Below are 26,024 nucleotides of genomic sequence, written 5' to 3' on the forward strand. Positions count from 1 at the left end.
TCGGACCCGGACCACACAGAGGTAATCATGGATATAGAACAAGTCTTAAAAGCAATGACGCCTGAAATATACGATCGTTTGTGTTACGCGGTAGAAACCGGTAAGTGGCCTGATGGTACCAGCCTTAATCAAGCACAACGCGATCAAGCCTTGCAAGCCGTTATGCTTTACCAATCACGTCATAACAGCCAGCCTCAGCATATGACGGTCGCGAAAGGGGGTCAGGTGACTTGGAAATCAAAAGCCGAACTCAAGCGTGAATTTGCCGGTCAAGATGGGCAGCGCATCGATATTGAGACCAAGCACTAGTGCTAATCCAATCAGCACCAATGCTGATCGAATAGATTGGGCGGCACGCCTTGTGGGATATGCTTTGCTGAACGTGTCCTCGCTAAAAAGTAAACGCCGGCATTCGGCCGGCGTAATCGTCACAATAGCGTTCACTGTCACTTCTGTTCACACGCTAATAATAGCTGAGCTCACCACGTAAATCTTTTTGCACCCAAGTTCGCAAGGTTTCAAAGGGTAATGACTGACTGAGCAAGAAGTGAAGCTTGGCTAACGCCGCTTCGGGTGTCATGTCATAGCCACTCAGTACACCCGCATCGGCCAGCGCACAGCCGGTCGCATAGCCACCCATATTGACCCGTCCTGCCAAGCATTGAGTGAGATTCAACACCAGCACACCGCGATCCGTAGCCTGTTTGAGTAAATCGAGTAACTCGGGATTTTGTGGTGCGTTGCCGACCCCAAAGGTTAATAAGATCATCGCATTGACGGGCTGTTTAAGCGCATTTCTGACAACGTCTGGCGAAATGCCCGGATACATCATGATCACGGCAACCGGTTGATCGCTAATAGTATGGACCTTAAACGGCCCTTGCGAAGGTTGATTGAGCTTGTCCGCTTTTACCTCAATATGAATCCCAGCTTCAAGCAACGCTGGCAAGTTGGGTGAGGTAAACGCGTTAAACCCGTCAGCATGCGACTTAGTGCTCCGATTGCCGCGCAGAAGTTGGTTGTTAAAAAACAGCGTCACTTCGTTCACCGGATAATTCGATGCAATATGCAGTGCGTTGAGCAGGTTGGCTTGCCCGTCGGAACGCAACTCAGCGATCGGGATCTGGGAGCCGGTGACTATTACCGGCTTTTCTAAATTTTCTAACATAAATGACAGCGCCGATGCTGTGTATGCCATGGTATCTGTGCCATGCAATATCACAAAGCCGTCATATGCGTGGTAATTTTCGCCAATATCGTCCGCAATCCGTTGCCAATCCGTTGGCGTCATGTCCGATGAATCAATGAGTGGTTCGTACTCATGGATAGTAAAAAGCGGCATTTCTGGACGATGGAATTCAGGCATGTTTTCCAACTGTTGCTGGAGAAAGCCGGACACTGGGACATAACCATGATCAGATTTTTGCATCCCGATCGTGCCACCAGTGTAAGCAATATAAATATGTTTACGTTCCATCATGTCAAATCTGCATTTAATGAGCGTGAGCACAGTATACATGTAACGATTACATCGGTAATACCGAGCGACACACAGAATAGAAGAAAAACAGAGAAGAGGCCCTGACCGAACGGCCAGGGCGAGTGGTTCCTACTGATACTCACAGTTTAAGCAGAATAAGTAACGACCTTGCGGATCGTTAAACTTTTCCAGCAAGGTTAACGACTGCCACTGAGGCGATGCCGTCAACTGGCGCGCAATCGATGGCATTGTCGCTTGCACCGCTTCACCGAGCACGTTGGCGCTTTGCCCCAGCACTTCGTTGATAAATTGCTCAAACGGCGTCAGTGGCTGTTGCATCCAATCTAGTTGATAGTTTTCGAGGTTAGCCAGTTCAGCGGCGGCAGACACGGCGTCGTCAAAGTCACCCAAGCTGTCAACTAATCCCAAATTCAAGGCATCTTGTCCCGTCCATACCCGACCTTGAGCGACTTGGTTTGCCTTTTCCATCGACATATCGCGATGGTTGCTGACCAATGACAAGAAGCGATGGTAACCATGCTCAATGCCTAACTGCATGATATCTCCTACCTCGTCTGGCAGTGCCCGCGTTACGCCAACCCCTGCAAACGGTGTGGTGCCGACACCATCAGACTGCACGCCGAGATCACCCAGCGTGTTCTCAAAGGTGGTGAACAAGCTAAAAATACCGATTGAGCCGGTAATCGTGGTGGGCTGAGCGATAATACGATCGGCGCTGGCAGATAACCAATAACCGCCAGAGGCGGCGACACTCGACATCGAGACCACCACAGGTTTACCCGCTTCGCGTAGCGCATCCACTTCATTACGGATAATTTCAGAGGCGAATGCACTGCCCCCTGGACTATCGACGCGAAGCACGACCGCTTTCACACTGCTGTCAAGGCGGGCATCGCGTAGCATAGCGGCAGTGGTATCGCCACCCACGGTCCCTGGGCGCTGACGTCCATCCATGATCGGACCACTGGCGACCACGACGGCGATATTATCACTGCCTGGCAGGCTAAAGCCGCTTTGTATTTTTGGCAGATAATCGTAATAGCCGGTGTATTCGAAGCTGTCTTCACCGTCACTGCCAAATTTATCGGCCAAATAGCGACGAATTTGCTGACGCGTCATGCGCTTATCGACAATGCCAAGATGCTCAGAGAGGGCGGCAAAATCGCCATCAAAGTCACGCAATGAGGCCAGTAATTGCTTCGCGCTCGGGGACAGTACACTCGGCTCGATGCCACGATTGTTCGCCACATCGCTGACATAGGCATCCCACAGCTGAGATAACCAAGCTTGATTGGCTTCTCGGGCAGCGTCTGACATATTGTTGCGTGTGTATGGCTCCACAAATGACTTATAAGTACCGACTCGGAACACGTGTGTGCTCACATCGAGCTTATCGAGTAGGTCCTTCCAATATAAGTTGTAACTGCCGTAACCTTGCAACATCACCATACCATCGGGTGACATCAGGACTTCATCGGCATAACTGGCCAAGTAATACTGGCTTTGACTGTAGGTGCCGCCAATTGCAATCACAGGTTTACCGCTGTTTTTGAAGTCCTCGATGGCTTTGGCGATGTATCGTAGCTTGGTCAGACTGGTAGAAGGCATATCGCCTAGGCTTAATACTAAGCCATTAATCTGTTCATCCGTCGCGGCATGGCGCACGGTATCAACAATATCAAACAACACGTTCTCGGTTTCTATCGGTTGTCCGAGCGCATTGCGAGATAAGGTATCAACAGGACTTAAGCGCTGTTGTTGTTCAACAATAGGGCCGTCAATATTGAGTAGGAGCGCCCGTGGCTCTGGCTCACTTTGCGCCACTTTTGCGGTAGCGGGGTCCTTTGAGGTCAGCGGCGTATCGGCAGTAAAAGCAAAGTAGATTGCCACGATCACGCCTATGAAAAGGACGTTTAACAAAAGTTGGCGGGCGAAACTGAGAATACGCCACAACCATCGGAATAGGGATGCAATAAAGCGAAACAGTTTTTTCATACGTGAGTCCATCGGTGCATGTCGCTGATATCCTAGCTGATCAGAGCTCAGATCGATAGGCTATCAACCGCGTCATTGTTCTATAATACCGAGCGAAAGTCCTACCCAGATCAATAATTCACGATTTTATGTTGCCAGCTTGTAAACGAATGTTTGAAATCACGTGTCCGTCAGCGCTATAGTCTGGTCAGACCACAACAATAAGTGAGCAAGCGATGGAACAGCACCCTTATCCCCACATGCTAGCCCCGCTCGATCTTGGGTTTACTACCCTGAAAAATCGTGTCTTGATGGGCTCAATGCATACCGGGCTTGAAGAAGCAAACGATGGTTTTAAAAAATTGGCGGCTTTTTATGCTGAGCGAGCCAAAGGTGAGGTGGGGCTCATTGTAACAGGCGGATTTTCGCCTAATTTTCGTGGCCGTCTGACCCCATTTAGTGCCCAGTTTAGCTCTGGACGCGCGGCGCGTGCACACCGCGCAATCACCGAAGCTGTTCATGAAAATGGCGGCAAAATCGCGCTGCAATTACTTCATGCCGGTCGCTATGCGTTTCATCCGTTCGCCCAAAGTGCGTCAGCGATTCGCGCGCCAATCAGTAAGTTCACCCCGTTTGAAATGAGCGAGCGGGCGATTTGGCGTACGATTAAAGCCTTTGGCCGCAGTGCCGCGCTTGCTCGCGAAGCTGGCTATGACGGGGTCGAGATCATGGGCTCTGAAGGCTACCTGATCAATCAGTTTTTCTGCCACCGCGCCAACCGCCGTTATGACCAATGGGGCGGGCCAGTCGACAATCGTATGCGGTTTGCGGTTGAAGTGATGCGAGCGGTGCGTCAAGCGGCCGGTGATGACTTTATTGTTATTTTTCGTCTATCGATGCTGGATTTGGTCGAGCAAGGCAATACCTTTGAAGACGTAGTCACGCTCGCGAAAGGCCTAGAAAAAGCAGGCGTCACCATTATTAACACCGGTATTGGCTGGCATGAAGCGCGAGTGCCTACTATCGCGACCCAGGTGCCACGAGGCGCATTTAGCTGGGTCACTGAAAAACTAAAAGGCGAGGTATCGGTGCCGTTAGTCACCTGTAACCGTATTAATACCCCAGAGGTTGCCGAGTCGATTCTCGCCAAGGGGCAAGCGGATATGGTCTCCATGGCGCGCCCATTCTTAGCCGATGCTGAATTCGTTGCGAAGGCCAAAGCCGATCAGTCGAATGACATTAATACGTGTATTGCCTGCAACCAAGCCTGTCTGGACCATGTCTTTAAAGGCAAGCGTGCCAGTTGTTTGGTTAACCCTAAAGCCTGTTATGAAACCGAGCTCGTGGCAACGCCTGTACGCCAAGTGAAACAAGTGGCGGTAATTGGTGGCGGAATGGCCGGGATAAGCTGTGCCACTGAAGCGGCTGAACGCGGACATGACGTGACCTTGTTCGAAAAAGCGGATCGGCTCGGCGGCCAGTTTAATTTAGCGATGACGATTCCGGGAAAAGAAGAATTTAAAGAAACTATTCGCTACTACCTCAGACGATTGGAAAAAGCAGGCGTGACGGTCAAGCTTAATCAAGCCACTGATGTCGATACATTGCGTGCGTTTGACGATATTGTTGTCGCCACGGGTGTGAAGCCACGCCGTCCCGCCATTGAAGGCATTGATCACCCGAGCGTCATCGATTATCAAACCTTTATTCGTGAACAGCCTGAGTTGGGGAGCCATATCGCCATTATCGGTGCCGGAGGGATCGGCGTTGATGTCGCGACCATGATTACCGAACCCAAAAATCAAAGCTTGGACGCTTGGCTCAATGAGTGGGGAATCGATAAGACTATTACCCACGAAGGCGGACTCTACCCTGGGCACGATACGCTTAGCGACAAGCAGGTGTGGGTATTGCAGCGTCGCGAAGGACGAGTCGGAAAAGGTCCGGGCAAAACCACCGGTTGGATCCATCGAAAAACGTTACAAAAGCGTGGTGTGAATCTTGTCGGTGGCGTGAGCTACCATAAAATTGACGATGAAGGCCTGCATATCAGTGTTAAAGGAGAAGCACACCTGATCCCTGCCACCCAGATCATCTTGTGTGCGGGGCAAGAATCGGTAAATACGTTGGCCGAGCAGCTTGATGATGCCAGTGTCTCTTACCATTTAATTGGTGGTGCCGAGCATGCGGGAGAGCTCGATGCGAAGCGAGCCATTCGCCAGGGGATTGAGACAGCCTTGGCGCTTTAGCGGCGGGAGTCTGTGCTAATATGCTGATATCCGCTCATGCAGTGAGCACTAAACGGTTAAAAAGGATAAACCATGGACGCACTTGATTTGCTATTAAAGCGCCGCTCTGTGCCACGATTAGCAGCGCCAGCGCCGAGCGGTGAAGCACTAGAAAACATTATTCAAGCAGGATTACGAGCCCCTGATCATGGCGCACTAACGCCGTGGCAGTTTGTGATTTGCGAGGGCGATGGGCTGACGCGGCTTTCAACCATTTTAGCCGAGGCAGCACAGGCCAACGGCGCGGATGAAACGGCAGTGAAAAATGCCAAAAACGCACCCTTTCGGGCCCCGATGGTGGTGGCCGTGATTGCGCGTACACGTGTGCATGACAAAGTTCCGACCATTGAGCAGCATATTTCTGCGGGATGTGCGACGCATGCGATGCAAATGGCAGCGGTCGCACAAGGGTATCAGGGCTTTTGGCGCACTGGCGCATTTGCATACCACCCCGCTGTGAGAGAGGCGTTAGCCGTTGAAGGCGATGATCATATCGTGGGTTTTTTGTACTTAGGAACGCCTGATTGTGCGGCGGCTAATGCGCCTAAACGCGATACTAGCCAGTTTGTCTCTTATCTTTAAGCCACGAGAAGGGCTTGGTTAATCGAGTAAACCTGTGCATATGTACAGGTTTTTTATTGCGCCTCGATCGTGCTTTGCATACCATGCGGACAGCGACTGATAAAGAGACTCTGTCATGGCACGATTATTTATTGCGGAAAAACCGAGTTTAGGGCGCGCAATTGCCGCAGGCCTGCCTAAGCCTCATAAAAATCAGAAAGGATACATTGAAACAGGGCAAGGCGATGTGGTCACCTGGTGTATTGGCCACTTACTCGAACAAGTCGAGCCCGAGGCTTATGACAGCCGCTATAAAAAATGGCATCTGGCTGACCTTCCTATCGTGCCTCAACAATGGCAATTGCGCCCACGCAAAGCCGCCTCGGGCCAGCTGTCCGTGGTTAAAAAACTGATTAAGCAATTTGATCAGCTGGTTCATGCCGGCGACCCAGACCGCGAAGGGCAGCTGCTGGTGGATGAAGTGATTGACTATGCGAAGGTCAGTCAGAGCAAAAAAGCCAATATAAAACGCCTTTTGATCAGTGATTTAAACCTCTCTGCGGTGAAAAAATCGCTCAGCAACATGCAAGACAATAAGGGTTACATGCCCTTATCTGTTTCCGCGTTAGCTCGGTCACGTGCCGATTGGGTCTATGGGATGAACCTGACGCGTGCTTATACCCTGCTAGGGCAACAGGCCGGTTATCAAGGCGTATTGTCGGTCGGGCGGGTACAAACGCCGGTGCTTGGCCTAGTGGTGCGACGCGATCAAGCAATCAAACATTTTATTCCCCATCCGTATTATCAGCTCGACGCCATCATTGCTCATCAAGGGAGTGAAATACGCGCGCGATGGCAGCCCAGTGACGCCTGCGCCAAATGGCAAGACGAGCAAGGGCGCGTACTTTCTCGGTCACTCGCCGACAATGTCGCCAATCGAATTACGGGGCAGCCAGCCACGGTCACTGACGCGGAACGTCAGCAGCGAAAGCAAGCGGCGCCACTGCCTTATAACTTGTCAGCCTTGCAAATAGACGCATCAAAGCGATTTGGTTTTAGCGCCCAAAAAGCCCTGGATGTGTGCCAACAACTGTATGAGCGCCACAAGATCATTACCTATCCGCGATCGGATTGTCGTTACTTACCTAAAGGGCACTTCGCTGAGGCGCCCAAGGTGTTGGCAGCGATTAAAAAGGGGTGTCAGACACTGATCCAGGCTTGTGACAATGCGGATCCAAAACGCAAAGGCAAAGCATGGAACGATGCCAAAGTCGGTGCGCACCATGCGATTATTCCAACCGCGAAAGCTGCGCCTGCGAGCTTGTCAGGCGATGAAGCGAAAATTTATCAGCTGGTGGCGCGCCAATATGTGATGCAGTTTTATCCGCCTGCCGAGTATGCAGAAGGAAAACTGGTGTTCGATATTGCCGGTGGCTGTTTTATTGCCAAAGGCAAGGTGCTCACTCAAGCGGGCTGGCGCGCGCTATTGCCCTCCACGCAAACCGCAGACAGTGACGCCACGCCTTTGCCCTTAATGGAGAAAGGTGAGCAAGCGCAGTGTGAGCGTGGCGACATTAAAGACTGCATGACCGAGCCACCGGCTGCGTTTACCGAATCCAGTTTGTTACAAGCGATGACCGGCATTGGCCGCTATGTGCAAAACAAAGCACTGAAAGAGATACTACGAGAAACCGATGGGCTCGGGACCGAAGCCACTCGGGCTGGGATTATTGAGCTGTTGGTAAAACGTGGTCTTTTGAATCGACAAGGAAAAACACTTCACGCGACAGCCAGTGGAACGGGATTAATTGATGCCTTACCCGACAGTGCGACCTACCCGGATATGACCGCTAATTGGGAGCGGCAGCTGCAAGATATGGCGGATCGACAATGCGCGTATCACCCCTTTATGCAAGCGTTAACCGACAAGGTCGCGGGCTTGATTGAAAGTGTAAAAACCTCACCACCGCCTGCCTCTTTGCAAGGTTTACCGGCTGCGCCGGCAAAAACATTTAAACGTAAAACACGGCGCACCAGCACTCGTCGTAAAGGAGCGGCGAAATCAACGGGTAAGACCGCGGCACAATAACCGCACCAGTATACTCGATCAAAAAATGCAGTGTTCGCCCGACAACAGACTCGCTGTCACTAAAATAAATAGGCGGCGAGACAACCGACCAACGTCATCACAAACAAAAAGAGTTTTAATAGCTTGGGATTCGCGGAGATAGCAAATCGTACCGCAATCCGTGCCCCGACCATGGTCCCTATCGCCAGGATCAGCCCTGGCGCCCAGCGGACCAGATCATCAGCAATAAATACCAACAGTGAAAGAGAGGTGAAAGCTAAGGTGCATGCCAGTTTGAGCGCATTACCACGGACCAAGTCGTAGTGTAAGGTGCCACATAGCGCGGCGAGCAAAACAAATCCGACCCCTGCTTGTACGAATCCGCCATAAAAGCCTGCGAGCATAAGACCAAACCATGCGGTGGGTGTGTCAGCCACCTTTTTGACTGGCGTACCGGCGGGGGGGCCAAAAGTGGCTGGCTTAACCAGCATCACTACCGTCATGGTCAGCAAGGTACCGAGTAGCAAGGGTTTGACCCAACTGGTTGGCAACCATGCAGCGGCCAATGCGCCGCACAAGCCCCCGATTAAATTCGGTATCAATACCGGAATGATATCCTGAGTATCGAGCTTGTCATGTTGGCGAAACCCGCTCATCCCTGACGCACACTGTAGCCATACCGCCACTCGATTGGTGGCGTTGGCGACATCGGCAGGCATGCCCATCACCATCAATGCAGGTAATGTTAGGTTAGAGCCACCACCCGCGAGGGTATTGATAATCCCGGCGATCACGCCCAAAACCACCAAGATAAAACTGTATTCGAGGCTGATTGCCATACACGCTCCTTGTTTGCAATCTCTTGTGTTTTTTGGATAAAGGCGGTTTGATTGTATCGCCAATATGTGTATGTAACCGTTTGATCCTACGCATACAGAGCCTGTGTAATGCGGTGAAACTGACCGGTAACACTGGCGATTCTCTCTATGCCCTTTATAATCACGTGCTACACCTGAGGTTTTTGGTTAATGTTCGCTCCATAAGCAGGGCGAGATAAGGTTGTACCAGGTCATGCAGCAAGCTGTTCCATCGGCACTTGATAAAGTCGCCCGCCGCTCGGCGCGAGTCGGATTCATTTATAATGTGGTTATCTCCGTGATGGTCTTCATGTTTGCGGTGGTTTCCGTGGAGTTTTGGCTATATCAACAAGCCCATGACCAAGAAGTAAAAGACGTTCGTAACGCCTTGTTGGCCTACCGCTCGCGGATTGAGCTTAAAGTGACGCAGAATGTCGATTTAAGTCATGGACTGACCACCTATATCAGCTTAAATCCAGATCTGACGCAAGACCAATTTTCTCGCTTTGCCAGCCAGTTAAAAGCCAAATCTCCTCATATCCTCAATTTTGGTGCCGCGCGTAATTGGGTGATCAGCCATGTGTATCCTGAGAACCTAAAATCATCGTTAGTCGGGACGCGTTACCATGATGTGCCTGAGCAATTAGCCAGTGTACGTGCGGCGTATGCCTCCAGTGAGCCCGTGATTTCAGGGCCGGTCGATCTTCTTCAAGGCGGAACCGCCTTAATTGCACGTCAATCGATCATCAATCAAAACACAGGGTTACCCTGGGGCGTGTTATCCACGGTGCTCGATATTGATAGCCTTTTCTCCGCAAGCTTTGCCGAAGGCGAGGCGTATCCAGTGCGTGTGGTGTTGCAAGAAAAATCGACCGCCGAGGGGAGGTTTACCCCCATTTACGGTGAGCCTTCGATCTTAACGCAGTCCCCTGAATCCGTCGCAGTGAGCTTGCCTTCCGGCCACTGGCGCTTATTGGGGATCCCGCAAGACGGTTGGAAAAGTTTGCACCCTCACCCCATGGTATGGGGAGTTGGCTTGATTATCTTAGGGTTTTGGCTCGGCGGATTATATGCCCGATTAAATGCTGGACGCAGCTTTGCGCAGTCGATTGGTCGCATGGTTGATGATAGTTACCGCTTTAGGAGTATCTTTAAACGCCATGATGCGGTGATGATGTTACTGGATGCCAAAAGTGGCGAAATTTTAGATGCTAATGACAGTGCCCAACGTTTTTATGGCTATGACCATGCAACGCTCACAGCGATGAGTATCAGCGAGATTAATACACAAGTCGACAGCACCCTCAAACAAAGCCTTTCACAGGCGAGACAGCGCGAGAAAAACTGCTTTATTTTTGAACATCGGCTAAAAAACGGTGAGAGTCGCCATGTCGAGGTTCATTCATCCCCGATCACCGTTGGTAACGCCCGCCTGCTGTTCTCGGTTATCCACGATGTATCTGAACGGTTAGAGGTTGAACGTAAGTTGATGCTCAATGCGAAAATCTTTGAGCAATCGAGCGAAGGGGTGCTGATCACGGATGCGCAAGGTGCTATCGTCGCCGTCAATGGTGGCTTCAGTGCGATCACCGGGTATCAAGAACAAGATGTCGTCGGCGCAATGCCATCCATCCTGAATTCGGGCCGTCATGACGCACATTTTTTCGCCGAAATGTGGCAGCAGATACATCAAGAGGGACATTGGAAAGGCGAAATCTGGAATCGCCGTAAAGATGGTATCGTGTATCCACAGCTTCTCTCGATCAGTGTGGTAAAAGATGACGCCGGTGACGTGGTGAATTATATCGGTGTTTTCTCTGATATCACCCAGCTTAAAGACTCAGAAAAAAAACTGATTGATTTGGCCCACAATGACTCGCTAACCGGATTACCGAATCGCCTGCTGCTTACGTCGCGCATTCGTCAAGCGATGAATAGGCAATCGGTCCAGCGTAACCAGCTGGCGTTGATGTTTCTCGATCTTGACCAGTTTAAGTTCGTCAATGATAGCCATGGCCATACCGTCGGTGATGAACTCCTTAAATTAGTCAGTCAGCGCTTAGATGGTCTGTTAGAGGAGGGCGATACCTTAGCCCGTCTCGGTGGCGATGAATTTGTGATCCTACGGGTGATTCATGCTGATGATAATGCCTGTATTCGCTTATCTGAAGATGTGATCCATGCCATGAATCGCCTGTTTATGCTCAAAGGTGGGATCGACGCTCAAATCGGTGTCAGTATCGGCATTGCCCAATATCCAGAGAATACCGCGAGTACTGATGATCTGCTGACCTTTGCCGATTCGGCGATGTATCACGCAAAAAAATCGGGGCGAAACACCTATGCGTTTTACAATGATGCGTTGACGGTAGAAGCGAATCACAAGTTACGTTTGGCGGTCGAGCTACGTCAGTGTGTGCAAAATGAAGAGTTAGAATTATATTACCAACCCCAGGTCGATCTGGTGACCGGCGATATTATTGGCGTCGAGGCGTTATTGCGTTGGCATCACCCAGAGCGGGGGCTGTTATCACCGTTTCACTTTATTGATGTCGCCGAAGAGCGCTCTATTATCCACGATATCACGCAGTGGGTGGTTGAGACTGGATGTCAGCAATTAAAAGCCTGGCAGGATGCGGGCCTCAACGTGTCTATGGCGGTGAATATCTCGCCGCGCAACCTTGCCGACGTGGCCTTTACGCAAGTGGTGTTTGAGGCCTTGGACCGCACCGGCGCCGATCCGCGCTTTTTAGAGTTAGAAATTACCGAAAATACCTTGATAGAAAACCAAGCCAACGCGTTAAAAGTGCTGGAGCAATTACGTGATAAAGGGGTTGGGATTGCGATCGACGATTTCGGCACTGGCTATTCATCGATGGCTTATCTCAAGCGCTACCCCATTTCAAAATTAAAAATTGATCGTCATTTCATTAAAGACATACAAAGCCAATCACCCGATGAACAAGAAGTGGCAATTGTGTCGGCTATGATTGCCATGGCCGATAGCCTTGGGATGGGGGTCGTTGCTGAGGGCATTGAGACCTTGCATCAACAGGCGATTTTGCATGAATTGGGCTGCACCTTTGGTCAAGGGTTTCTCTATCGCCGTCCTATTCCCGCCGTGGAGATGAGCGAATTGTTAGGTCTGGATCCAGAGGGAGAGTGCGGCGCGTAATCGGCTCCTCCTCTAACTGTCATTGCTCACAGTTTTAGGGCGCAGAGGCAGGAATGATGTCAATGCCTTGCTGTTTTTTTACCCTGATAGAAAATGGCAAGGAGCACAATCATGACTTTTTTCTTTCCTCGACAGCGGCTGGCCATCGCGGTAGCGGCCTCGTTGACTATGGCAGCGTCGTTTTCCACTGCGGCGGCCCCGCATATCACGGTAACCACAGCAACGACACAGTCTGACCGACCGCTTGATCCCAACGCCCCAGCGGTCTTCCCGTTAGGTAAGAACACCTACCAAATCAGTGTGGAAGGGATAGCAGGTGACTGTCAGGCCGCGTCTCCCGAGAACGCGAAATTTAATACGCCTATTCCGCTTTCTTGCCAAGATCAGACAAACTTTGAACTTACCGTGCGTTTTGCTGGGGATTATGGGTTTTATTATCAGCCAGAGACGCAAACAATCCGCGTTAAACGTGAACCGAAAAAGACCGCATCAAGGTTTAAACGCCCGTTGCCCGATGTCCAGTGTCACCGCTATCAAGGTGGGCCGGTCACCCTCTCTTTGGGAGAGAGTTTTGCCGATGGCACGCAATTAAAAGAGGCGCTCAGTGGGCAGGTTGTCACGGTGAAAAATCACAGCGTGACGCTCACCCCAGCCTCTGAAAGTGGTGGGTTGGTGTTGCTCGCCCCGGTTACAGCACCAGAGCCAGATTTTACCTATCGCAATGCAAACATTTATTTTGTCATGGTTGACCGATTCAGTAATGGCGATCCGAGTAACGATCACAGCTATGGGCGGCGTCAGGATAAAGCGCAAAACATTGGTACCTTTCATGGCGGAGATCTGCAAGGCGTGATCGACAAATTGGATTATATCCAATCGCTCGGCACCGATGTGATCTGGTTATCGCCGATCGTAGAGCAGGTTCACGGGTTTGTCGGTGGTGGCAGCCAAGGGGACTTTCCGTTTTATGCCTACCACGGCTATTGGTCGCGTGATTTTACCCAAGTAGACAACAACTTTGGTGATGATGCCACACTAAAAAAATTGATCGACGAAGCGCATCAACGCGGACTAAAGGTGTTTCTGGACGCGGTCGTCAATCACCCAGGTTACGCAACACTCGCGGATTTACAGCAAGACGGGATTGAGGTAGTCAATGACACTGAATTACCGGCGCAATGGCAAAATTGGCAGCCCGGTGACGGACAAAGCTGGCATGACTTTCATGATGCGATTGATTATAAGAGCACGAATTGGCAGCAGTGGTGGGGAAAAGACTGGGTACGCGCAGGATTACCGGGGTACGATGAGCCTGGCAGCAGCGATAAAACGCTGACCTTAGCCGGATTGCCTGACTTTAAAACTGAATCTTCGCAACCGGTGACCCCGCCACAATGGTTGCTCAACAATCCCGGCACGCGGGTAAAGGTGCGAGACAATTACACAGTGAGTGATTACTTACTCGAATGGCAAACCCAGTGGGTTGCGCGTTTTGGTATTGATGGTTTTCGTGTTGATACCGTCAAGCATGTTGGTGGTGAGGTTTGGCGAGCGTTAAAAGCACACGCCTCGGAGGCATTGAAAAGCTGGCGCGCCGCTAATAATCAAACGGGCGAGCCCTTTTGGATGATGGGAGAAGTATGGGGACACAATGCCTACCGGAGTCCTTATTTTGACCAAGGCTTTGATGCACTGATTAACTTTGATCTGCAAAAGCGGATGGACAAAGGAGCGTATTGTTTAAGTGAAATGGAAACCACTTATCACGCGTACGCTGAGACCATGCAAACAGAAGCGGATTTCATTCCGGTTAGCTATATGTCGTCTCATGATACCGAGCTCTTTTTCAGCCGTTTTAAAGATGCCAGCATGCAACGCGGTGCTGCCAACGCATTACTTCTGGCGCCCGGTGCGGTGCAAGTCTATTACGGCGATGAAGTTGGACGTGATTTAGGCCCTTACGGCGATGACTTTCACCAAGGAACACGTTCGGATATGGTGTGGCAGCGTAACGCCATGCAGGCGGGGTTATTAAACCATTGGCGAAAAGTGGGGCAGTTTAGGCAACGCCACCCTGCGGTAGGCGCGGGCACGCACCAAGTGATCCCTCAACCAGGCGCGTATGTCTTTTCCCGGCAATATGGAGAAGACACCATTGTTGCCGCGTTTGTCGGGCGCCAAGCCGAATAAGTGTCCGCCGCGAACAGGATGTTTATCCTTGTTGAACGTACCATACGAAAAAGCCCGTCACTCATTGAGCGACGGGCTTATATGTATTGGTCGGTCTGACTGGATTTGAACCAGCGACCCCTGACACCCCATGACAGTGCGCTACCAGGCTGCGCTACAGACCGACTAAGCGCTATATTACGAATCGACCTAATGACTGTCAATTGCTAAACGCGGTTGTTTCCCGGTTTTTCAATTGTTTGGCTACTTATGCGCCACTTATTGGCCATTATTGCGGCTCGTGATCCTCAGGATAATAGAAACGCTTTAATTCGTGCATCACTTGCATCAATAGTGACAACTGGGGCTTGCCTTCGGGAAGTGGGGTGTAGTGGCGATCATAGACTTTATAATTGCCAAATTTATCCACCACCGTGGTTTTTTGTGGCTGTATCACCACAATATCGCGACTGTCACCGGCCAACACCCATTTGCGTGATTGGCTCTCGAGCTCAAACAGATTCACACCGCTACTGTAACTGTTGGCGGGTGAGCTCACCGATAGCATCGACTCCATCAATGTCGGTGCCACATCAAGGTGGCTACTGTAATGATTGATCTGCTCGGCCGGTTGATTAGGCCAGTGCATCACCATCGGTACTTGAAGCTGATAACGGCTGTAGTTTGAGTTCGACCCCCAACTATTCATCCCGGTTTCATTAAATTCCATGCCGTGGTTTGCCGTAATCATCACTACGGTATTGGCTAGCTTTCCCGAAGTCTCAAGCTGTTGAATCAGTTCGCCCAATTGCTCATCCAGATAGTGAGCGGCATTGTTATAGCTATTTTTGAGGACCAAGCCTGTTTGCTGGTCGACACCGGCCATTCCACTGTTAAGCGCCGGTTGGAAAGGTTGCGCGTAGTCGCCGCCTTGCTCATATTCATTCACCGTGGCGAGCTCTAAATAACCAAACCAAGGTGTATTTGCTTGGCGCCCTTGTAGCCAGCTTTGCATCGAGGTGATCGCACTGGCATCGGCCTGCCAAGCCGGTGCCTCTGACTGTGTATCTCGGTCGAGTGCGCGACTAAAAATACTTTGATAGTAAATGGGGTTAGAAAAGTTATCGCCACTGAACAGCCCGAGTTGATAGCGACGTTGATTGAGCGTATCCATCAATACAGGACGCAAACCCTCAGTTCGCGCGCTTTGCGCATAGCTGCCCGGCAGTCCATAAAAGAAACCAAACAAACCGGCCATATCATCGTTGCTGCTACTGAAGTGATTCTTAAACCACAGGTTATCGGTAGCGAAACGATGCAGGTGAGGCATGGTGACTGGGTTAAGCATATCGGCACGCAACCCTTCAACCATCACCACCAATAAGTTTGGGCGGTATTTGTTGGCATCTGGCGCAAACGACAGTGGCTCCAACGGATAACGAATCACCTCGCTGGTTTCTTGGCCGCGCTGCTCGCGTAGGCGTTGATACTCTTGTCGATCGAGCAAGCCATACTTTTCCATAAAGGTTTTTGCTGTCATCGGGTACGAGACAGGAAAGGTCGAACGCTGCGCCGTGACCGGGCTATAAATGAACGCATCGGCCCAGATATGGATTAAATGGCTGGCAATAAAGCAAAGAGCAAACACGCTGGCAACCGGAACACCAACGCGTTTACGGGTTAATTTACGCAGCTTACGCCACACCCACTCGGCCATGACCAGCTCTAAGATAAAGATCACCGGCCCTGCAATAAATAAATACTGCCAGTGGGCATTCATATCGGTTTTTTCGCCGCTTAAAAGCAGCTCCCACACCAAGGGGTTAAGATGTAGGTGTAAGGTTTGATAGGCGTAAATATCCAGCAGCAATACCATCATTCCGACAGTCGCGACTATTACCGCAAAAAGCCGCATAAGACGCTGAGACGGGATGATAAAACTGGCTGGAAAAATGATTAGAATATAAAGCGCAAAAACCAGGAAGCCGAAGTGGCCGACCCAGTTAAAGATCAAGTAGCTTTGCCCTAATAGGGTGTCTGGCCACCCAGATTGGGTGATATAGCGGGTGCCCAGCAACATAGCGGCAATGATGTTGAAAAAGCTAAACCAATGCCCCCAACTGATCAGCTGGGATACTTTGTCGCGATACGATGTTCCGCTATCAACCATACAAATTTATTCTTCTCTGATTAGATACTGCTGCAAGCGTTATTGGTTATCGATGGATGCCATTAATGCTTGGGCGAACTTCTCGGCAAATGCCTGACGTTGTGCGGCAGGAATATTGTGGTTAAGGATATTGGTGGCGACATTCCCAATCACCATCAGTGATAAATCCGTCGATGCATCGTGTTGCTCTAACACATTGACAACATCACTGATAATACGTTCCACTTGCTTATCATCATATTTTGAGGTTACAGGCATAAAATCGTCTTGTCTTCTTAAAACCAAAGCAGCGTATAATAACCCACACTTTAGTCTTACTGAAAATCTTTTCAATCATGACCCTCACGCTTTCTAACGTAATATTACATCAAATTGTCAAACAAGCTGATGATTCGCTTAATGTTCAGCTTCGCGACGGACCATTACCGCTCAACGAACAAACCGAAAATCTGATGGCCGATGTACATCGGGTTTATCATGCAAAAGCAGGCAAAGGGTTTGCGTTGTTCGACACCGAGAGTGAATTCCAGCAATGGTTAAAGGCTTACCGCGCTGACGAACTGGACTTTCGAGCCTTTTCTGAACGTGCCGTTGAACGTCTGCGCGCTGAGCTCGCGAAATACCCATTTGCCGATAGTGGCACCTTGGTGATGGCGCATTATCGTGCCTTAGCCACTGACTACGTATTTATTGGTGTGGTGGAATCAAAGCACAGTTTACGTGTCACGGACGAGCTTGACGTTAACGCCACCGAATACCTAGATGTCAGCAAAATGGATATCGCGGTACGGATTGATTTGTCTACCTGGGAGACGGATCCGGCATCAAATCGTTACTTGTCGTTTATCAAAGGGCGAGTTGGGCGCAAAGTTGCAGACTTCTTCCTTGATTTTTTGCAAGCGGAAGTGGGCATGGACAGTAAACAGCAAAACCAAGTGCTGATGCAGGCGGTTGAGGATTACTGTGATGATGCCCGTTTGGATAAAGAAGAGAAGAACAACTACCGCAAGCAGGTGTATGACTACTGTAACGATCAGCTTAAAGCGGGTGATGAAGTGGTGGTCAAAGAGCTCGCGGAGGAATTGCCAGCGACCCCCGAAGGAACGGACTTTTATCAATACACCAACCAGCAAGGCTATGAACTGGAAGCGCAATTTCCTGCCGACCGCACCACCATGCGCAAGTTAACTAAATTTGTCGGATCGGGGGGTGGCTTATCGGTCAACTTTGATGCCATGTTGATGGGGGAGCGCGTGTTCTACGATCCAGACACAGACACCCTCACCATAAAAGGGACGCCCCCAAATTTGCGTGACCAACTACAACGCCGTTTATCCAGTCGAGACGATGAATAAAAAAAGCGGGACACGGCTAGCGTGTCCCGCTTTATTTTAAGCGCTTCTATTGCTCGTTAGGCACGCTCTGGCGCAGACGCTATTGCGGTTGTATCTTCTTGCGCTTGCGCGGCCTGGTTTGGCTCAACCTTATCGACAAACCAACCGAAGTAGCTGGTCACGATGGTGACGGCAATACACACAAAGCTTAACCACATGAAGGGTGCATAAGACAAGGTGGCGACGCCAAGAATACTGGCCATATAAATACCGTTATCACTCCATGGCACCATGCCTGAGGTTAACGTGCCACCAAATTCAGCGTTACGAGACAAGTTTTTACGTTGATAACCCAGTCTGTCGTAGTTTTTGGCACAGATTTTAGGGGTTAAGATCAGCGACACATACATGGCCGAGCCGAATACGTTCCCCATAAAGGCGGTGCCGATGGTGGAGGTTGCCAAGCTACCTGCACTGTTAACGCGACGCTCAAACAAGCTGGCAATGGTATGCAAGACCCCGACTTTTTCGAGCAAGCCACCAAAACCTAGACCAAACACAATCACAGCCACGGAACCGAGCATAGAAGACATGCCACCGCGGTTGAGAATGGCATCGATAAAGTCGACACCCGATGAGATAGAAAACGGCGCCCACGCGGTATTAATGGCGTTCACGGGGGTCATATCTTGCAGCATTACAGCCCAAACCACACCCAGTAATGAACCAAAACTAATGACCGGGAAAGACGGTAATCGCATTGCCAGCAGCGCGAGGACAATCAGCACCGGCACAAAGGATAGTGGTGAAATCACAAACTGATCCTGCATCGCTTGCTTCACCATCTCTACTTGGCTCATATCCACATTACCTGCGTAGTGCCAGCCAATCAGAGTAAACAGAATACCGGTAATGATGTAACTGATCAGTGCAATCGGCAGCATGCCTTTAATGTGCTCAACGATTTCGACGCCAGACATTGACGAGGCAAGGATCACTGAATCAGACAATGGCGACATTTTATCACCAAAGTAGCACCCTGAAAGAACGGCACCTGCCGTCATTGGGGCAGGGATCCCAAGGCCTTGACCAATCCCCATCATGGCAATACCCGCGGTTCCGGCAGCCCCCCAAGAGGTGCCCGTCGCTAAAGCGGTTAACGAGCAAATCAACATGGTCGCTAAAAGGAAGATAGAAGGGTGGATAGCTTTAAGACCATAGTAAATAATAGTGGGGACGATCCCGCCTGCAATCCAGGTACCTACCAATGCGCCAACCGATAGAAGTATTAAAACGGCGCCTAAGCCGTTAGAAATTCCTTTCGTGGCAGCACTTTCAAGATCTTTGTATTGATGGCCAAGTTTTAACCCCAATCCCATAATCACAAACCAGCCGATAAATAAGGCCAGTTGAATGGGGAGGTCTAATTTGGCGGTAAACGAAAACGCGAGCGCCAAAAAGGCGCCAAGTGCTAATACCACCTGAATGATGGAGGGTAATCGAGCTTGCTGTGTTGTCATAACTTAACCTTCTTCACGTCGCTTGCTGGGTAACCGGTCGCTTGCGGGTTACCGATAGCGTTGAGCGAGTCAATATCATTATCGGAAGGTGGATCGTCTGTGATTGCGCGACTACTCCCTGCGCGATTTAGCGATGCCTTAAGCAACAACCAAACTCACATCACTGTCCTTGTTTCAGTATCCTTTGTTCCATTTGTGAGGGGCCCTACTCTAGCTAACAGAGTAAAGTGATGGGAAACATTTTTGTCGCTTATGTGAGTCGCGCGCGAATTAAGTTACATCCTGACATAATTAGTTAATATATGGTTATTTTAAAGGTGTTTAAATGTTTCAATATTTTGTTTTGTCTGTGTTTTTCAGTTTGTTTTTTAGACGCCTGTACGTTAAATCAAGTTAGACATAGGTGACGGAAACTTGAAAATGAGGTCATTTAATAAGCAGGCAGAGGCGTTAACCTGACGACCGTGATAAGACGTGTTAGTATCAAAAACGTTTTTTCACTGACTGTCAGGCAACCATATGCTGTTGTTAACGGCGGTCACACAACATGGAGTGTGAAAATTATGATGCGAGTAGGTTTAGTTGGCTGGCGCGGCATGGTGGGATCGGTGCTGATGCAGCGCATGGTAGAAGAAAAAGACTTCGACCATATCGAACCTGTGTTTTTTAGCACCTCACAAGTCGGGATTGCAGCGCCGAATTACGGCAAAGATGCAGGCATGTTACAAGATGCCTATGACATTGAAACGCTCAAAACCCTCGATGCTATTATCACCTGCCAAGGCGGCGATTACACCAACGATGTTTACGCAAAACTGCGTGAATCAGGTTGGAAAGGCTATTGGATTGATGCAGCGTCATCATTACGAATGGCAGATGATAGTATCATCACCTTGGATCCGATTAACTTCAAACATATCCAAGCGGGGATCCATAACGACACGCGCACGTTCGTCGGCGGTAACTGTACGGTTAGCTTGATGCTGATGGGCTTAGGCGGTTTGTATCAAAACGGTCTGGTTGAGTGGATGACCGCGCAAACGTACCAAGCGGCGTCTGGCTCAGGTGCAAAACACATGCGCGAGCTGATCAGCCAGATGGGTGTCATCAATGATTCAGTGAACACTGACTTGGCAAGCCCTGCAACATCTATTCTAGATATTGACCGCAAAGTGGCTCAAACCCTACGCTCGAGCGATTTTCCTAGCGAGCAGTTTGGTGCGCCACTCGCAGGCTCATTGATCCCTTGGATTGACGTCAAGCGTGACAACGGCCAAAGCAAGGAAGAGTGGAAAGCTTCGGTTGAAACCAACAAGATCCTAGGGTTACAAAACAATCCGATTCCTATTGACGGGACTTGTGTCCGTGTGGGAGCCATGCGCTGTCACAGCCAGGCGCTGACCATTAAGCTGAAAAAAGCGGTGCCGATGGATGAGATTGAAGACATGATTGCGTCGCACAATGACTGGGTGAGCGTGGTGCCTAACGAGCGTGACGTGACCATGACGGATCTGAGCCCAGCGAAAGTGACAGGCACCATGTCTGTGCCAGTGGGTCGTCTCCGTAAGCTGGCGATGGGGGATGATTTCCTTAATGCCTTTACTGTGGGTGATCAGCTGTTATGGGGAGCGGCAGAGCCGCTACGCCGCACGCTGAGGATTATCTTGTCGGAAAAAGAACAAGATTAATTCTCTTGGACTTATCAAGTTCTGTTAAGCCGTCAACCTAGTTGGCGGTTTTTTTTGCCTAAAATGCGAGTTTGCAAAGCGTATCAGGCATAAAAAAAGGAGGCGATAAACGCCTCCTAGTGATTGGTAAGCCTGGGTTTACAAGCGCCTAGGTTTACAAGAGTCTAGGTATACAAGAACCTAGGTTTGCAAGAGCCAGGGCTTGCAACAGACCTTTTTCGCGCTCGGTCTATTGGCGATTGGTTTAGCCTGCGAAGTTTTTCGCGACGAAGTCCCAGTTAACTAGTTTCCAGAATGCAGCGAGGTAATCTGGACGCACGTTACGATAATCGATGTAGTACGCGTGTTCCCAAACGTCGACAGTCAACAATGGCGTTTCACCATCGTGAGTTACGGGCGTTTCGGCATTCGAGGTGTTGACGATTGCAACCGACCCGTCTGCTTTTTTCACCAACCAAGTCCAGCCTGAGCCGAAGTTAGTCACAGCAGCATTGGTGAACTGAGTTTTAAACTCGTCAAACGAACCAAATGCTTTGGTGATCGCGTCTGCAACGTCACCTGTTGGCTCTCCGCCACCATTTGGGCTTAGGCAGTGCCAGTAGAAGGTGTGGTTCCACACTTGGGCCGCATTATTGAACACGCCACCTGACGAGGTCTTGATAATGTCTTCGAGTGATTTACCTTCGAAATCTGTGCCTTCGATCAAACCGTTCAACTTCACCACATAGGTGTTGTGGTGCTTGTCGTAGTGGTAGTCGAGTGTTTCTTTTGAGATATGTGGTTCTAGTGCGTCTTTTGCGAAAGGTAATTCAGGTAGTTGGAATGACATTGCTATATATCTCCGTTTTTATCGTGAGAGTGCTTCCTGTAGTCGATCACTGACAGTGCAGGGGCAAATACGAATGACTGACAACGGATGATCACTGACTACCCATTGCCGTTATCGCCACCTAACCATCGAGTGTGACTACTATTTTCGTTTTGCTAAGTCTAGTTTAGCAAGTTTTTACTTTATTAAAAGGATCGCAGCAAAATTTTTACGCTTAATCCCACAAAACATTTAGGCATTTTTTTCCAGCCTGTTAACCAGTAGAATCAAAATAAGATTCACAGACAGTGTTCGAGGAAGCAATGGAAACAATGGACAAAATTAAGCAGCAAATCGAAGAAAACGCGATTCTGCTATACATGAAAGGGTCGCCGAAACTACCAAGCTGTGGTTTTTCGTCACAAGCCTCTCAAGCGCTGATGTCGTGTGGCGAGAAGTTTGCTTACGTGGATGTGTTGCAAAACCCAGAGATCCGCGCAGAGCTACCTGTTTACGCACAGTGGCCAACATTCCCACAGTTGTGGGTTGACGGAGAGCTGGTTGGCGGGTGTGACATCATCTTGGAAATGTTCCAAAAAGGTGAGTTACAGCCACTGGTCAAAGAAGCGGCCGCGCGTCGTGATGCGAGTGAAAACGAGTAATTGTTCGCGTTTATCCGGCTCTCGCCGTATCACTGAAACGAGCCGTATCAGGTAAAAAGCCACGTTATAAAACGTGGCTTTTTTTCTTGTCTATACCGCCTTTTTACTCACATAGCGCGTTTACGCCCTAGAGCATCATCGCGGCTAACCAGCCGAAGGCAATTAATGGCAGGTTATAGTGGATAAAGGTGGGGACCACGGTATCCCAAATGTGTTCATGTTGGCCATCGGCGTTCAGGCCCGACGTTGGACCTAAAGTAGAGTCCGAAGCGGGTGAGCCAGCATCGCCCAGGGCGGCGGCCGTTCCCACCAAGGCAATGGTTGCCATCGGCGAGAAGCCAAACGCCAGTGAGAGTGGCACATAAATGGTAGCGATAATGGGAATGGTCGAGAACGACGAGCCGATCCCCATGGTCACTAGCAAACCGACAATCAACATCAAAAACGCCGCGAGCGGTTTGTTATCGCCAATTGAGCCTGACAAAGAAGCGACTAAGGACTCCACACCACCCGTTGCTTTCATTACCGCGGCAAACCCAGCAGCGGTGATCATAATAAAGCCGATCATCGCCATCATGTGTACCCCTTTGGTAAACACATCCTGGGTGTCTTTCCAACGGATCACGCCGCCAAAGGTAAACACCATAAAGCCGGCCAATGCGCCGACAATCATCGACCCTGCCATCAGCTGCACGCTTAACGCCGCGACAATCGCAATGCCTGCAACCCACAGGTTACGGGGGCGAATGGCGTGGTTTTCCGGCTCAGCAGTGAGGACGTCCCCTTCACTGTATTGGCGTGGCTGGCGATAGCTGATAAAGGTCGCGATCAGCAAGCCTACTACCATCCCGGCTGCCGGTAATAACATTGCCGTCGGCACCTGGCTAGCGACCACGTTTAGGCCATTGTCATTGAGGTTTTTCAGCAAAATATTATTCAAAAAGATGCCGCCAAAGCCGACCGGCAACACCATATACGGCATGATCAAACCAAAGGTCAGCACACAGGCGACCAGGCGACGATCGAGCTTTAAGCGTTGGAACACATGCAATAAAGGTGGGATCACAATAGGAATAAAAGCGATGTGGACCGGAATCGCGTTTTGCGACGAAATAGCCAAAAGGCCTAATAAGACCAAGACCACATATTTAAAGGTGGCGGTATTGGCATCGGTTGGGCGCGCGTTAAGCTTGCGGATCACCGAGTGCGCGAGAACATCGGTGATCCCTGAACGGCTAATTGCGACCGCAAAGGTACCGAGCATCGCATAACTGAGCGCAATAGTGGCACCACCGCCAAGGCCGCCTTCAAAGGCACTGATGGTCTCGGAAATGCTGAGCCCACCGACCAGGCCACCAAGGACAGCACTAAAGGTGAGTGCGACGACGACATTGACGCGCATAAGGGCCAGTGCCAGCATGACACAGACTGAAATGACTACCGGGTTCATGGAAACGTTCCTGTTATAGGGGTTATCACTGCAGCATTGCCGCAGGGGTTATCTATGATTTTGTAATTAAGCTACCCAGTTTGCGCAAAATTTTGTCTGTGTCGAGGAAAAATCGTTTTTTTTGGTTACTTTCTTTCATGCTTGTTGGGCTTGGGCGCGTTATTCGATCATAGCGGAACATAGATCGAAAAAAGCCGGCCTATGTAGGCCGACTTGTTGAGTGATGGCGAAGTCGCAGGGCTTAGAACAAGTAGTTCAGCTGCAAACCGTAGATGTAAGCATCGCCACCGGCTGAGAACGCAAATCCGTCTTCGGTGCCTTCAACTTGGTCGCCGTCGAGGTAGGCAAAACCCGCGTCCACAGAGAGATTTTCGTTTGCTGTGTAGGTCGTTCCTAGACTCCACCAATGACGGTCAGAATCTGGAATGCTCAATGTGCGATCTTTAGCATCCACCGGGCTTTCGTCATAGGCATAACCGGCGCGGAACGCCCAGTGGTCGTCCATGGTATAAGTCGCACCTAATGCATAACGCCAGCTATCATTCCAGTTTTCGTCTTTTTGTAGACACTGACCTGCTGTACCATCGTTACAGTTAGTCGCTGCACTCGTTGCTTTTAGCTCCTTAAAACTATCCCAACCGACATACATGGCACTGTAGTGCATTGCAATTTGTTGATTGAGTTGATGGAAGCCTGAAAATTCAATAATCTCCGGTAGGCTTAGCTCAAGTTCCCCTGAAACTGACTGTCCAGGCTTTCCGACGGCTATGGTTGATGTACCTTCATAGTCACCATCTAGCGTGATATCTGATTGGGAACGATAAGAAAGACCAAATCGGTTATCCTCGTCGATTTCCCAGAGCGTTCCCAGGTTCCAGCCAAAGCCCCATCCGTCGCCTTTTAGGTGAGAAATCCGACTTGTTCCTGTAAAGGATGTACCCAACATTCCATTGATAGTTGATGCGGCAGCACCCGCAAAGCGGTTCAGCTCAGCATCGGCGTAAATGGCACTGATACCCGCACCAATACTCCACTGGTCATTCAATTTATATGCAATATTGGGATTAAAGTTCATGGTGACCAGCGCCGTATCACCTGCGCCAACGCCTGCGGCAAAGTCTTTGGAGTATTCCGTAGATAGACCGAAGTTAGAGAAGGCTGAAAAGCCAACGGCGAGCCGATCATCAATCGGTTGGATCAAATGAAAGTTCGGGACATATTCAGTAGGGGCTAAGTCTTTTTCTTCCGTCGACAGCCCATTAGCTTCTAAGGCTGCCTTTGGGACCGTGCCGTTATTGGCACTTTTAACATCTGCATGCACATCGGGATCAATAATGGTCAAGCCGCCCGAGAATGCGGTGGTGTTAAAACGGGTGAGGGCAGCCGCGTTGCGTGCGCCGACGGCGGCATTGTCTGCGATAGCGGCTTCACCGGCAAAAGCACGCCCCAAACCCGATACCGAGGATTCAGATACCTGAAAGCCGGCACTGTGTGCTTGTACGGCTAACAAAGATAAACTGGTTGCCACTAGCGATTTCTTAAATAGTGATGACATAGCGCGCCTCACTCCTATGTTGATTAGCTTTTTGATGTTTGGAGCTGCCATCGGCGTCGTTTCCTGCTGCTACCAGGAAGGCGCCAATCGAGCAGATATTGAACATGAGTAAGCGTGGCAGTAAATGGTGATTTGTTAAAGGGAGGTTTCAAAACCGACAGTATCGTTTTCGAGCGGTAAAACGGTGAATCGTTTCTAGCAATTGTTTGAAGTAATCACTCTAAGGATAATATGAGTATATAAA

At 50.0% G+C, this 26,024-nt stretch carries 18 protein-coding genes and 1 tRNA gene; 9 read left to right on the forward strand and 10 right to left on the reverse strand.

What is annotated here, in order from left to right; genetic code table 11:
- Positions 1–27: 27 nt before the first annotated feature.
- Positions 28–309 carry a YeaC family protein gene (locus tag BZG80_RS02665; protein WP_077460372.1) on the forward strand — a complete coding sequence of 94 codons (282 nt, stop codon included), beginning with the start codon at positions 28–30 and terminating at the stop codon, positions 307–309.
- 154 nt (positions 310–463) lie between these two features.
- Here BZG80_RS02665 and ansA read toward each other — a convergent pair whose 3' ends face one another.
- Together ansA and sppA are read right to left on the reverse strand one after the other, a co-directional pair.
- Complete coding sequence (gene ansA, locus BZG80_RS02670; RefSeq protein ID WP_077576339.1) at positions 464–1,477, reverse strand: asparaginase; 1,014 nt, start codon at positions 1,475–1,477, stop codon at positions 464–466.
- 132 nt (positions 1,478–1,609) lie between these two features.
- Positions 1,610–3,496: a signal peptide peptidase SppA gene (gene sppA / locus BZG80_RS02675; RefSeq protein WP_077678678.1), complete on the reverse strand. Its 1,887-nt coding sequence runs from the start codon at positions 3,494–3,496 to the stop codon at positions 1,610–1,612.
- Positions 3,497–3,711: 215 nt separating this feature from the next.
- Here sppA and BZG80_RS02680 point away from each other — a divergent pair, with 215 nt between their 5' ends.
- The 3 genes from BZG80_RS02680 (at position 3,712) to BZG80_RS02690 (ending at position 8,413) form a co-directional block, all read left to right on the forward strand.
- Entirely contained in the window at positions 3,712–5,724 is a 2,013-nt protein-coding gene (locus BZG80_RS02680) for an NADPH-dependent 2,4-dienoyl-CoA reductase (protein WP_077678679.1), read from the forward strand.
- Between the two features lie 72 nt (positions 5,725–5,796).
- A complete protein-coding gene (locus BZG80_RS02685; protein WP_021022292.1) occupies positions 5,797–6,345 on the forward strand; it encodes an NAD(P)H nitroreductase in 549 nt (182 codons plus the stop codon).
- Between the two features lie 115 nt (positions 6,346–6,460).
- A complete protein-coding gene (locus BZG80_RS02690; protein ID WP_077678680.1) occupies positions 6,461–8,413 on the forward strand; it encodes a DNA topoisomerase III in 1,953 nt (650 codons plus the stop codon).
- A 59-nt stretch (positions 8,414–8,472) separates the two neighbouring features.
- Here BZG80_RS02690 and BZG80_RS02695 read toward each other — a convergent pair whose 3' ends face one another.
- Entirely contained in the window at positions 8,473–9,231 is a 759-nt protein-coding gene (locus BZG80_RS02695; protein WP_077678681.1) for a sulfite exporter TauE/SafE family protein, read from the reverse strand.
- 232 nt (positions 9,232–9,463) lie between these two features.
- On the opposite strand from BZG80_RS02695, the gene BZG80_RS02700 reads away from it, so the two are divergent.
- Complete coding sequence (locus BZG80_RS02700; RefSeq protein ID WP_077678682.1) at positions 9,464–12,424, forward strand: bifunctional diguanylate cyclase/phosphodiesterase; 2,961 nt, start codon at positions 9,464–9,466, stop codon at positions 12,422–12,424.
- A gap of 111 nt (positions 12,425–12,535) precedes the next feature.
- Positions 12,536–14,614: an alpha-amylase gene (locus tag BZG80_RS02705; protein ID WP_077678683.1), complete on the forward strand. Its 2,079-nt coding sequence runs from the start codon at positions 12,536–12,538 to the stop codon at positions 14,612–14,614.
- An 87-nt stretch (positions 14,615–14,701) separates the two neighbouring features.
- Here BZG80_RS02705 and BZG80_RS02710 read toward each other — a convergent pair.
- From BZG80_RS02710 to BZG80_RS02720, 3 genes are all read right to left on the reverse strand, one after another.
- Positions 14,702–14,778: transfer RNA gene (locus BZG80_RS02710), tRNA-Pro, on the reverse strand.
- A 104-nt stretch (positions 14,779–14,882) separates the two neighbouring features.
- Positions 14,883–16,763, reverse strand: coding sequence for a DUF3413 domain-containing protein (locus tag BZG80_RS02715; protein WP_077678684.1), 1,881 nt, complete (start codon positions 16,761–16,763; stop codon positions 14,883–14,885).
- A gap of 39 nt (positions 16,764–16,802) precedes the next feature.
- Positions 16,803–17,021, reverse strand: coding sequence for a YejL family protein (locus tag BZG80_RS02720; RefSeq protein WP_021022298.1), 219 nt, complete (start codon positions 17,019–17,021; stop codon positions 16,803–16,805).
- A 77-nt stretch (positions 17,022–17,098) separates the two neighbouring features.
- Between BZG80_RS02720 and yejK the strand changes: the two genes are divergently transcribed.
- A complete protein-coding gene (gene yejK, locus BZG80_RS02725; protein WP_077678685.1) occupies positions 17,099–18,118 on the forward strand; it encodes a nucleoid-associated protein YejK in 1,020 nt (339 codons plus the stop codon).
- 56 nt (positions 18,119–18,174) lie between these two features.
- On the opposite strand, the gene nhaC is transcribed toward yejK, so the two are convergent.
- The gene (gene nhaC, locus BZG80_RS02730) at positions 18,175–19,617 is read right to left on the reverse strand and encodes a Na+/H+ antiporter NhaC (RefSeq protein WP_021022300.1); all 1,443 of its coding nucleotides are present in this window, start codon (positions 19,615–19,617) and stop codon (positions 18,175–18,177) included.
- Between the two features lie 563 nt (positions 19,618–20,180).
- Here nhaC and asd point away from each other — a divergent pair.
- Positions 20,181–21,305: an aspartate-semialdehyde dehydrogenase gene (gene asd, locus BZG80_RS02735; protein WP_021022301.1), complete on the forward strand. Its 1,125-nt coding sequence runs from the start codon at positions 20,181–20,183 to the stop codon at positions 21,303–21,305.
- A gap of 244 nt (positions 21,306–21,549) precedes the next feature.
- On the opposite strand, the gene sodB is transcribed toward asd, so the two are convergent.
- Positions 21,550–22,134 carry a superoxide dismutase [Fe] gene (gene sodB, locus BZG80_RS02740; protein ID WP_021022302.1) on the reverse strand — a complete coding sequence of 195 codons (585 nt, stop codon included), beginning with the start codon at positions 22,132–22,134 and terminating at the stop codon, positions 21,550–21,552.
- Positions 22,135–22,436: 302 nt separating this feature from the next.
- Between sodB and grxD the strand changes: the two genes are divergently transcribed.
- The gene (grxD, locus tag BZG80_RS02745) at positions 22,437–22,775 is read left to right on the forward strand and encodes a Grx4 family monothiol glutaredoxin (protein WP_021022303.1); all 339 of its coding nucleotides are present in this window, start codon (positions 22,437–22,439) and stop codon (positions 22,773–22,775) included.
- A 127-nt stretch (positions 22,776–22,902) separates the two neighbouring features.
- Here grxD and BZG80_RS02750 read toward each other — a convergent pair whose 3' ends face one another.
- Positions 22,903–24,225, reverse strand: coding sequence for a Na+/H+ antiporter family protein (locus tag BZG80_RS02750; protein WP_077678686.1), 1,323 nt, complete (start codon positions 24,223–24,225; stop codon positions 22,903–22,905).
- A 241-nt stretch (positions 24,226–24,466) separates the two neighbouring features.
- Positions 24,467–25,780: an outer membrane protein transport protein gene (locus BZG80_RS02755; protein ID WP_077678687.1), complete on the reverse strand. Its 1,314-nt coding sequence runs from the start codon at positions 25,778–25,780 to the stop codon at positions 24,467–24,469.
- Between the last annotated feature and the right edge of the window lie 244 nt (positions 25,781–26,024).

Origin of the sequence: Salinivibrio sp. MA440 (genome assembly GCF_001996265.1) — a bacterium.
In the GTDB taxonomy this organism is placed as follows: domain Bacteria; phylum Pseudomonadota; class Gammaproteobacteria; order Enterobacterales; family Vibrionaceae; genus Salinivibrio; species Salinivibrio costicola.

Coding starts and splice junctions, on each gene's coding strand:
- BZG80_RS02665 (WP_077460372.1), top strand. CDS start 28: ATGGATATAGAACAAGTCTTAAAAGCAATGACGCCTGAAATATACGAT.
- BZG80_RS02705 (WP_077678683.1), top strand. CDS start 12,536: ATGACTTTTTTCTTTCCTCGACAGCGGCTGGCCATCGCGGTAGCGGCC.
- yejK (WP_077678685.1), top strand. CDS start 17,099: ATGACCCTCACGCTTTCTAACGTAATATTACATCAAATTGTCAAACAA.
- sppA (WP_077678678.1), bottom strand. CDS start 3,496: ATGAAAAAACTGTTTCGCTTTATTGCATCCCTATTCCGATGGTTGTGG.
- BZG80_RS02715 (WP_077678684.1), bottom strand. CDS start 16,763: ATGGTTGATAGCGGAACATCGTATCGCGACAAAGTATCCCAGCTGATC.
- nhaC (WP_021022300.1), bottom strand. CDS start 19,617: ATGACAACACAGCAAGCTCGATTACCCTCCATCATTCAGGTGGTATTA.
- ansA (WP_077576339.1), bottom strand. CDS start 1,477: ATGGAACGTAAACATATTTATATTGCTTACACTGGTGGCACGATCGGG.
- BZG80_RS02750 (WP_077678686.1), bottom strand. CDS start 24,225: ATGAACCCGGTAGTCATTTCAGTCTGTGTCATGCTGGCACTGGCCCTT.
- BZG80_RS02680 (WP_077678679.1), top strand. CDS start 3,712: ATGGAACAGCACCCTTATCCCCACATGCTAGCCCCGCTCGATCTTGGG.
- BZG80_RS02755 (WP_077678687.1), bottom strand. CDS start 25,780: ATGTCATCACTATTTAAGAAATCGCTAGTGGCAACCAGTTTATCTTTG.
- BZG80_RS02700 (WP_077678682.1), top strand. CDS start 9,464: ATGCAGCAAGCTGTTCCATCGGCACTTGATAAAGTCGCCCGCCGCTCG.
- BZG80_RS02720 (WP_021022298.1), bottom strand. CDS start 17,021: ATGCCTGTAACCTCAAAATATGATGATAAGCAAGTGGAACGTATTATC.
- BZG80_RS02695 (WP_077678681.1), bottom strand. CDS start 9,231: ATGGCAATCAGCCTCGAATACAGTTTTATCTTGGTGGTTTTGGGCGTG.
- grxD (WP_021022303.1), top strand. CDS start 22,437: ATGGAAACAATGGACAAAATTAAGCAGCAAATCGAAGAAAACGCGATT.
- sodB (WP_021022302.1), bottom strand. CDS start 22,134: ATGTCATTCCAACTACCTGAATTACCTTTCGCAAAAGACGCACTAGAA.
- BZG80_RS02685 (WP_021022292.1), top strand. CDS start 5,797: ATGGACGCACTTGATTTGCTATTAAAGCGCCGCTCTGTGCCACGATTA.
- asd (WP_021022301.1), top strand. CDS start 20,181: ATGATGCGAGTAGGTTTAGTTGGCTGGCGCGGCATGGTGGGATCGGTG.
- BZG80_RS02690 (WP_077678680.1), top strand. CDS start 6,461: ATGGCACGATTATTTATTGCGGAAAAACCGAGTTTAGGGCGCGCAATT.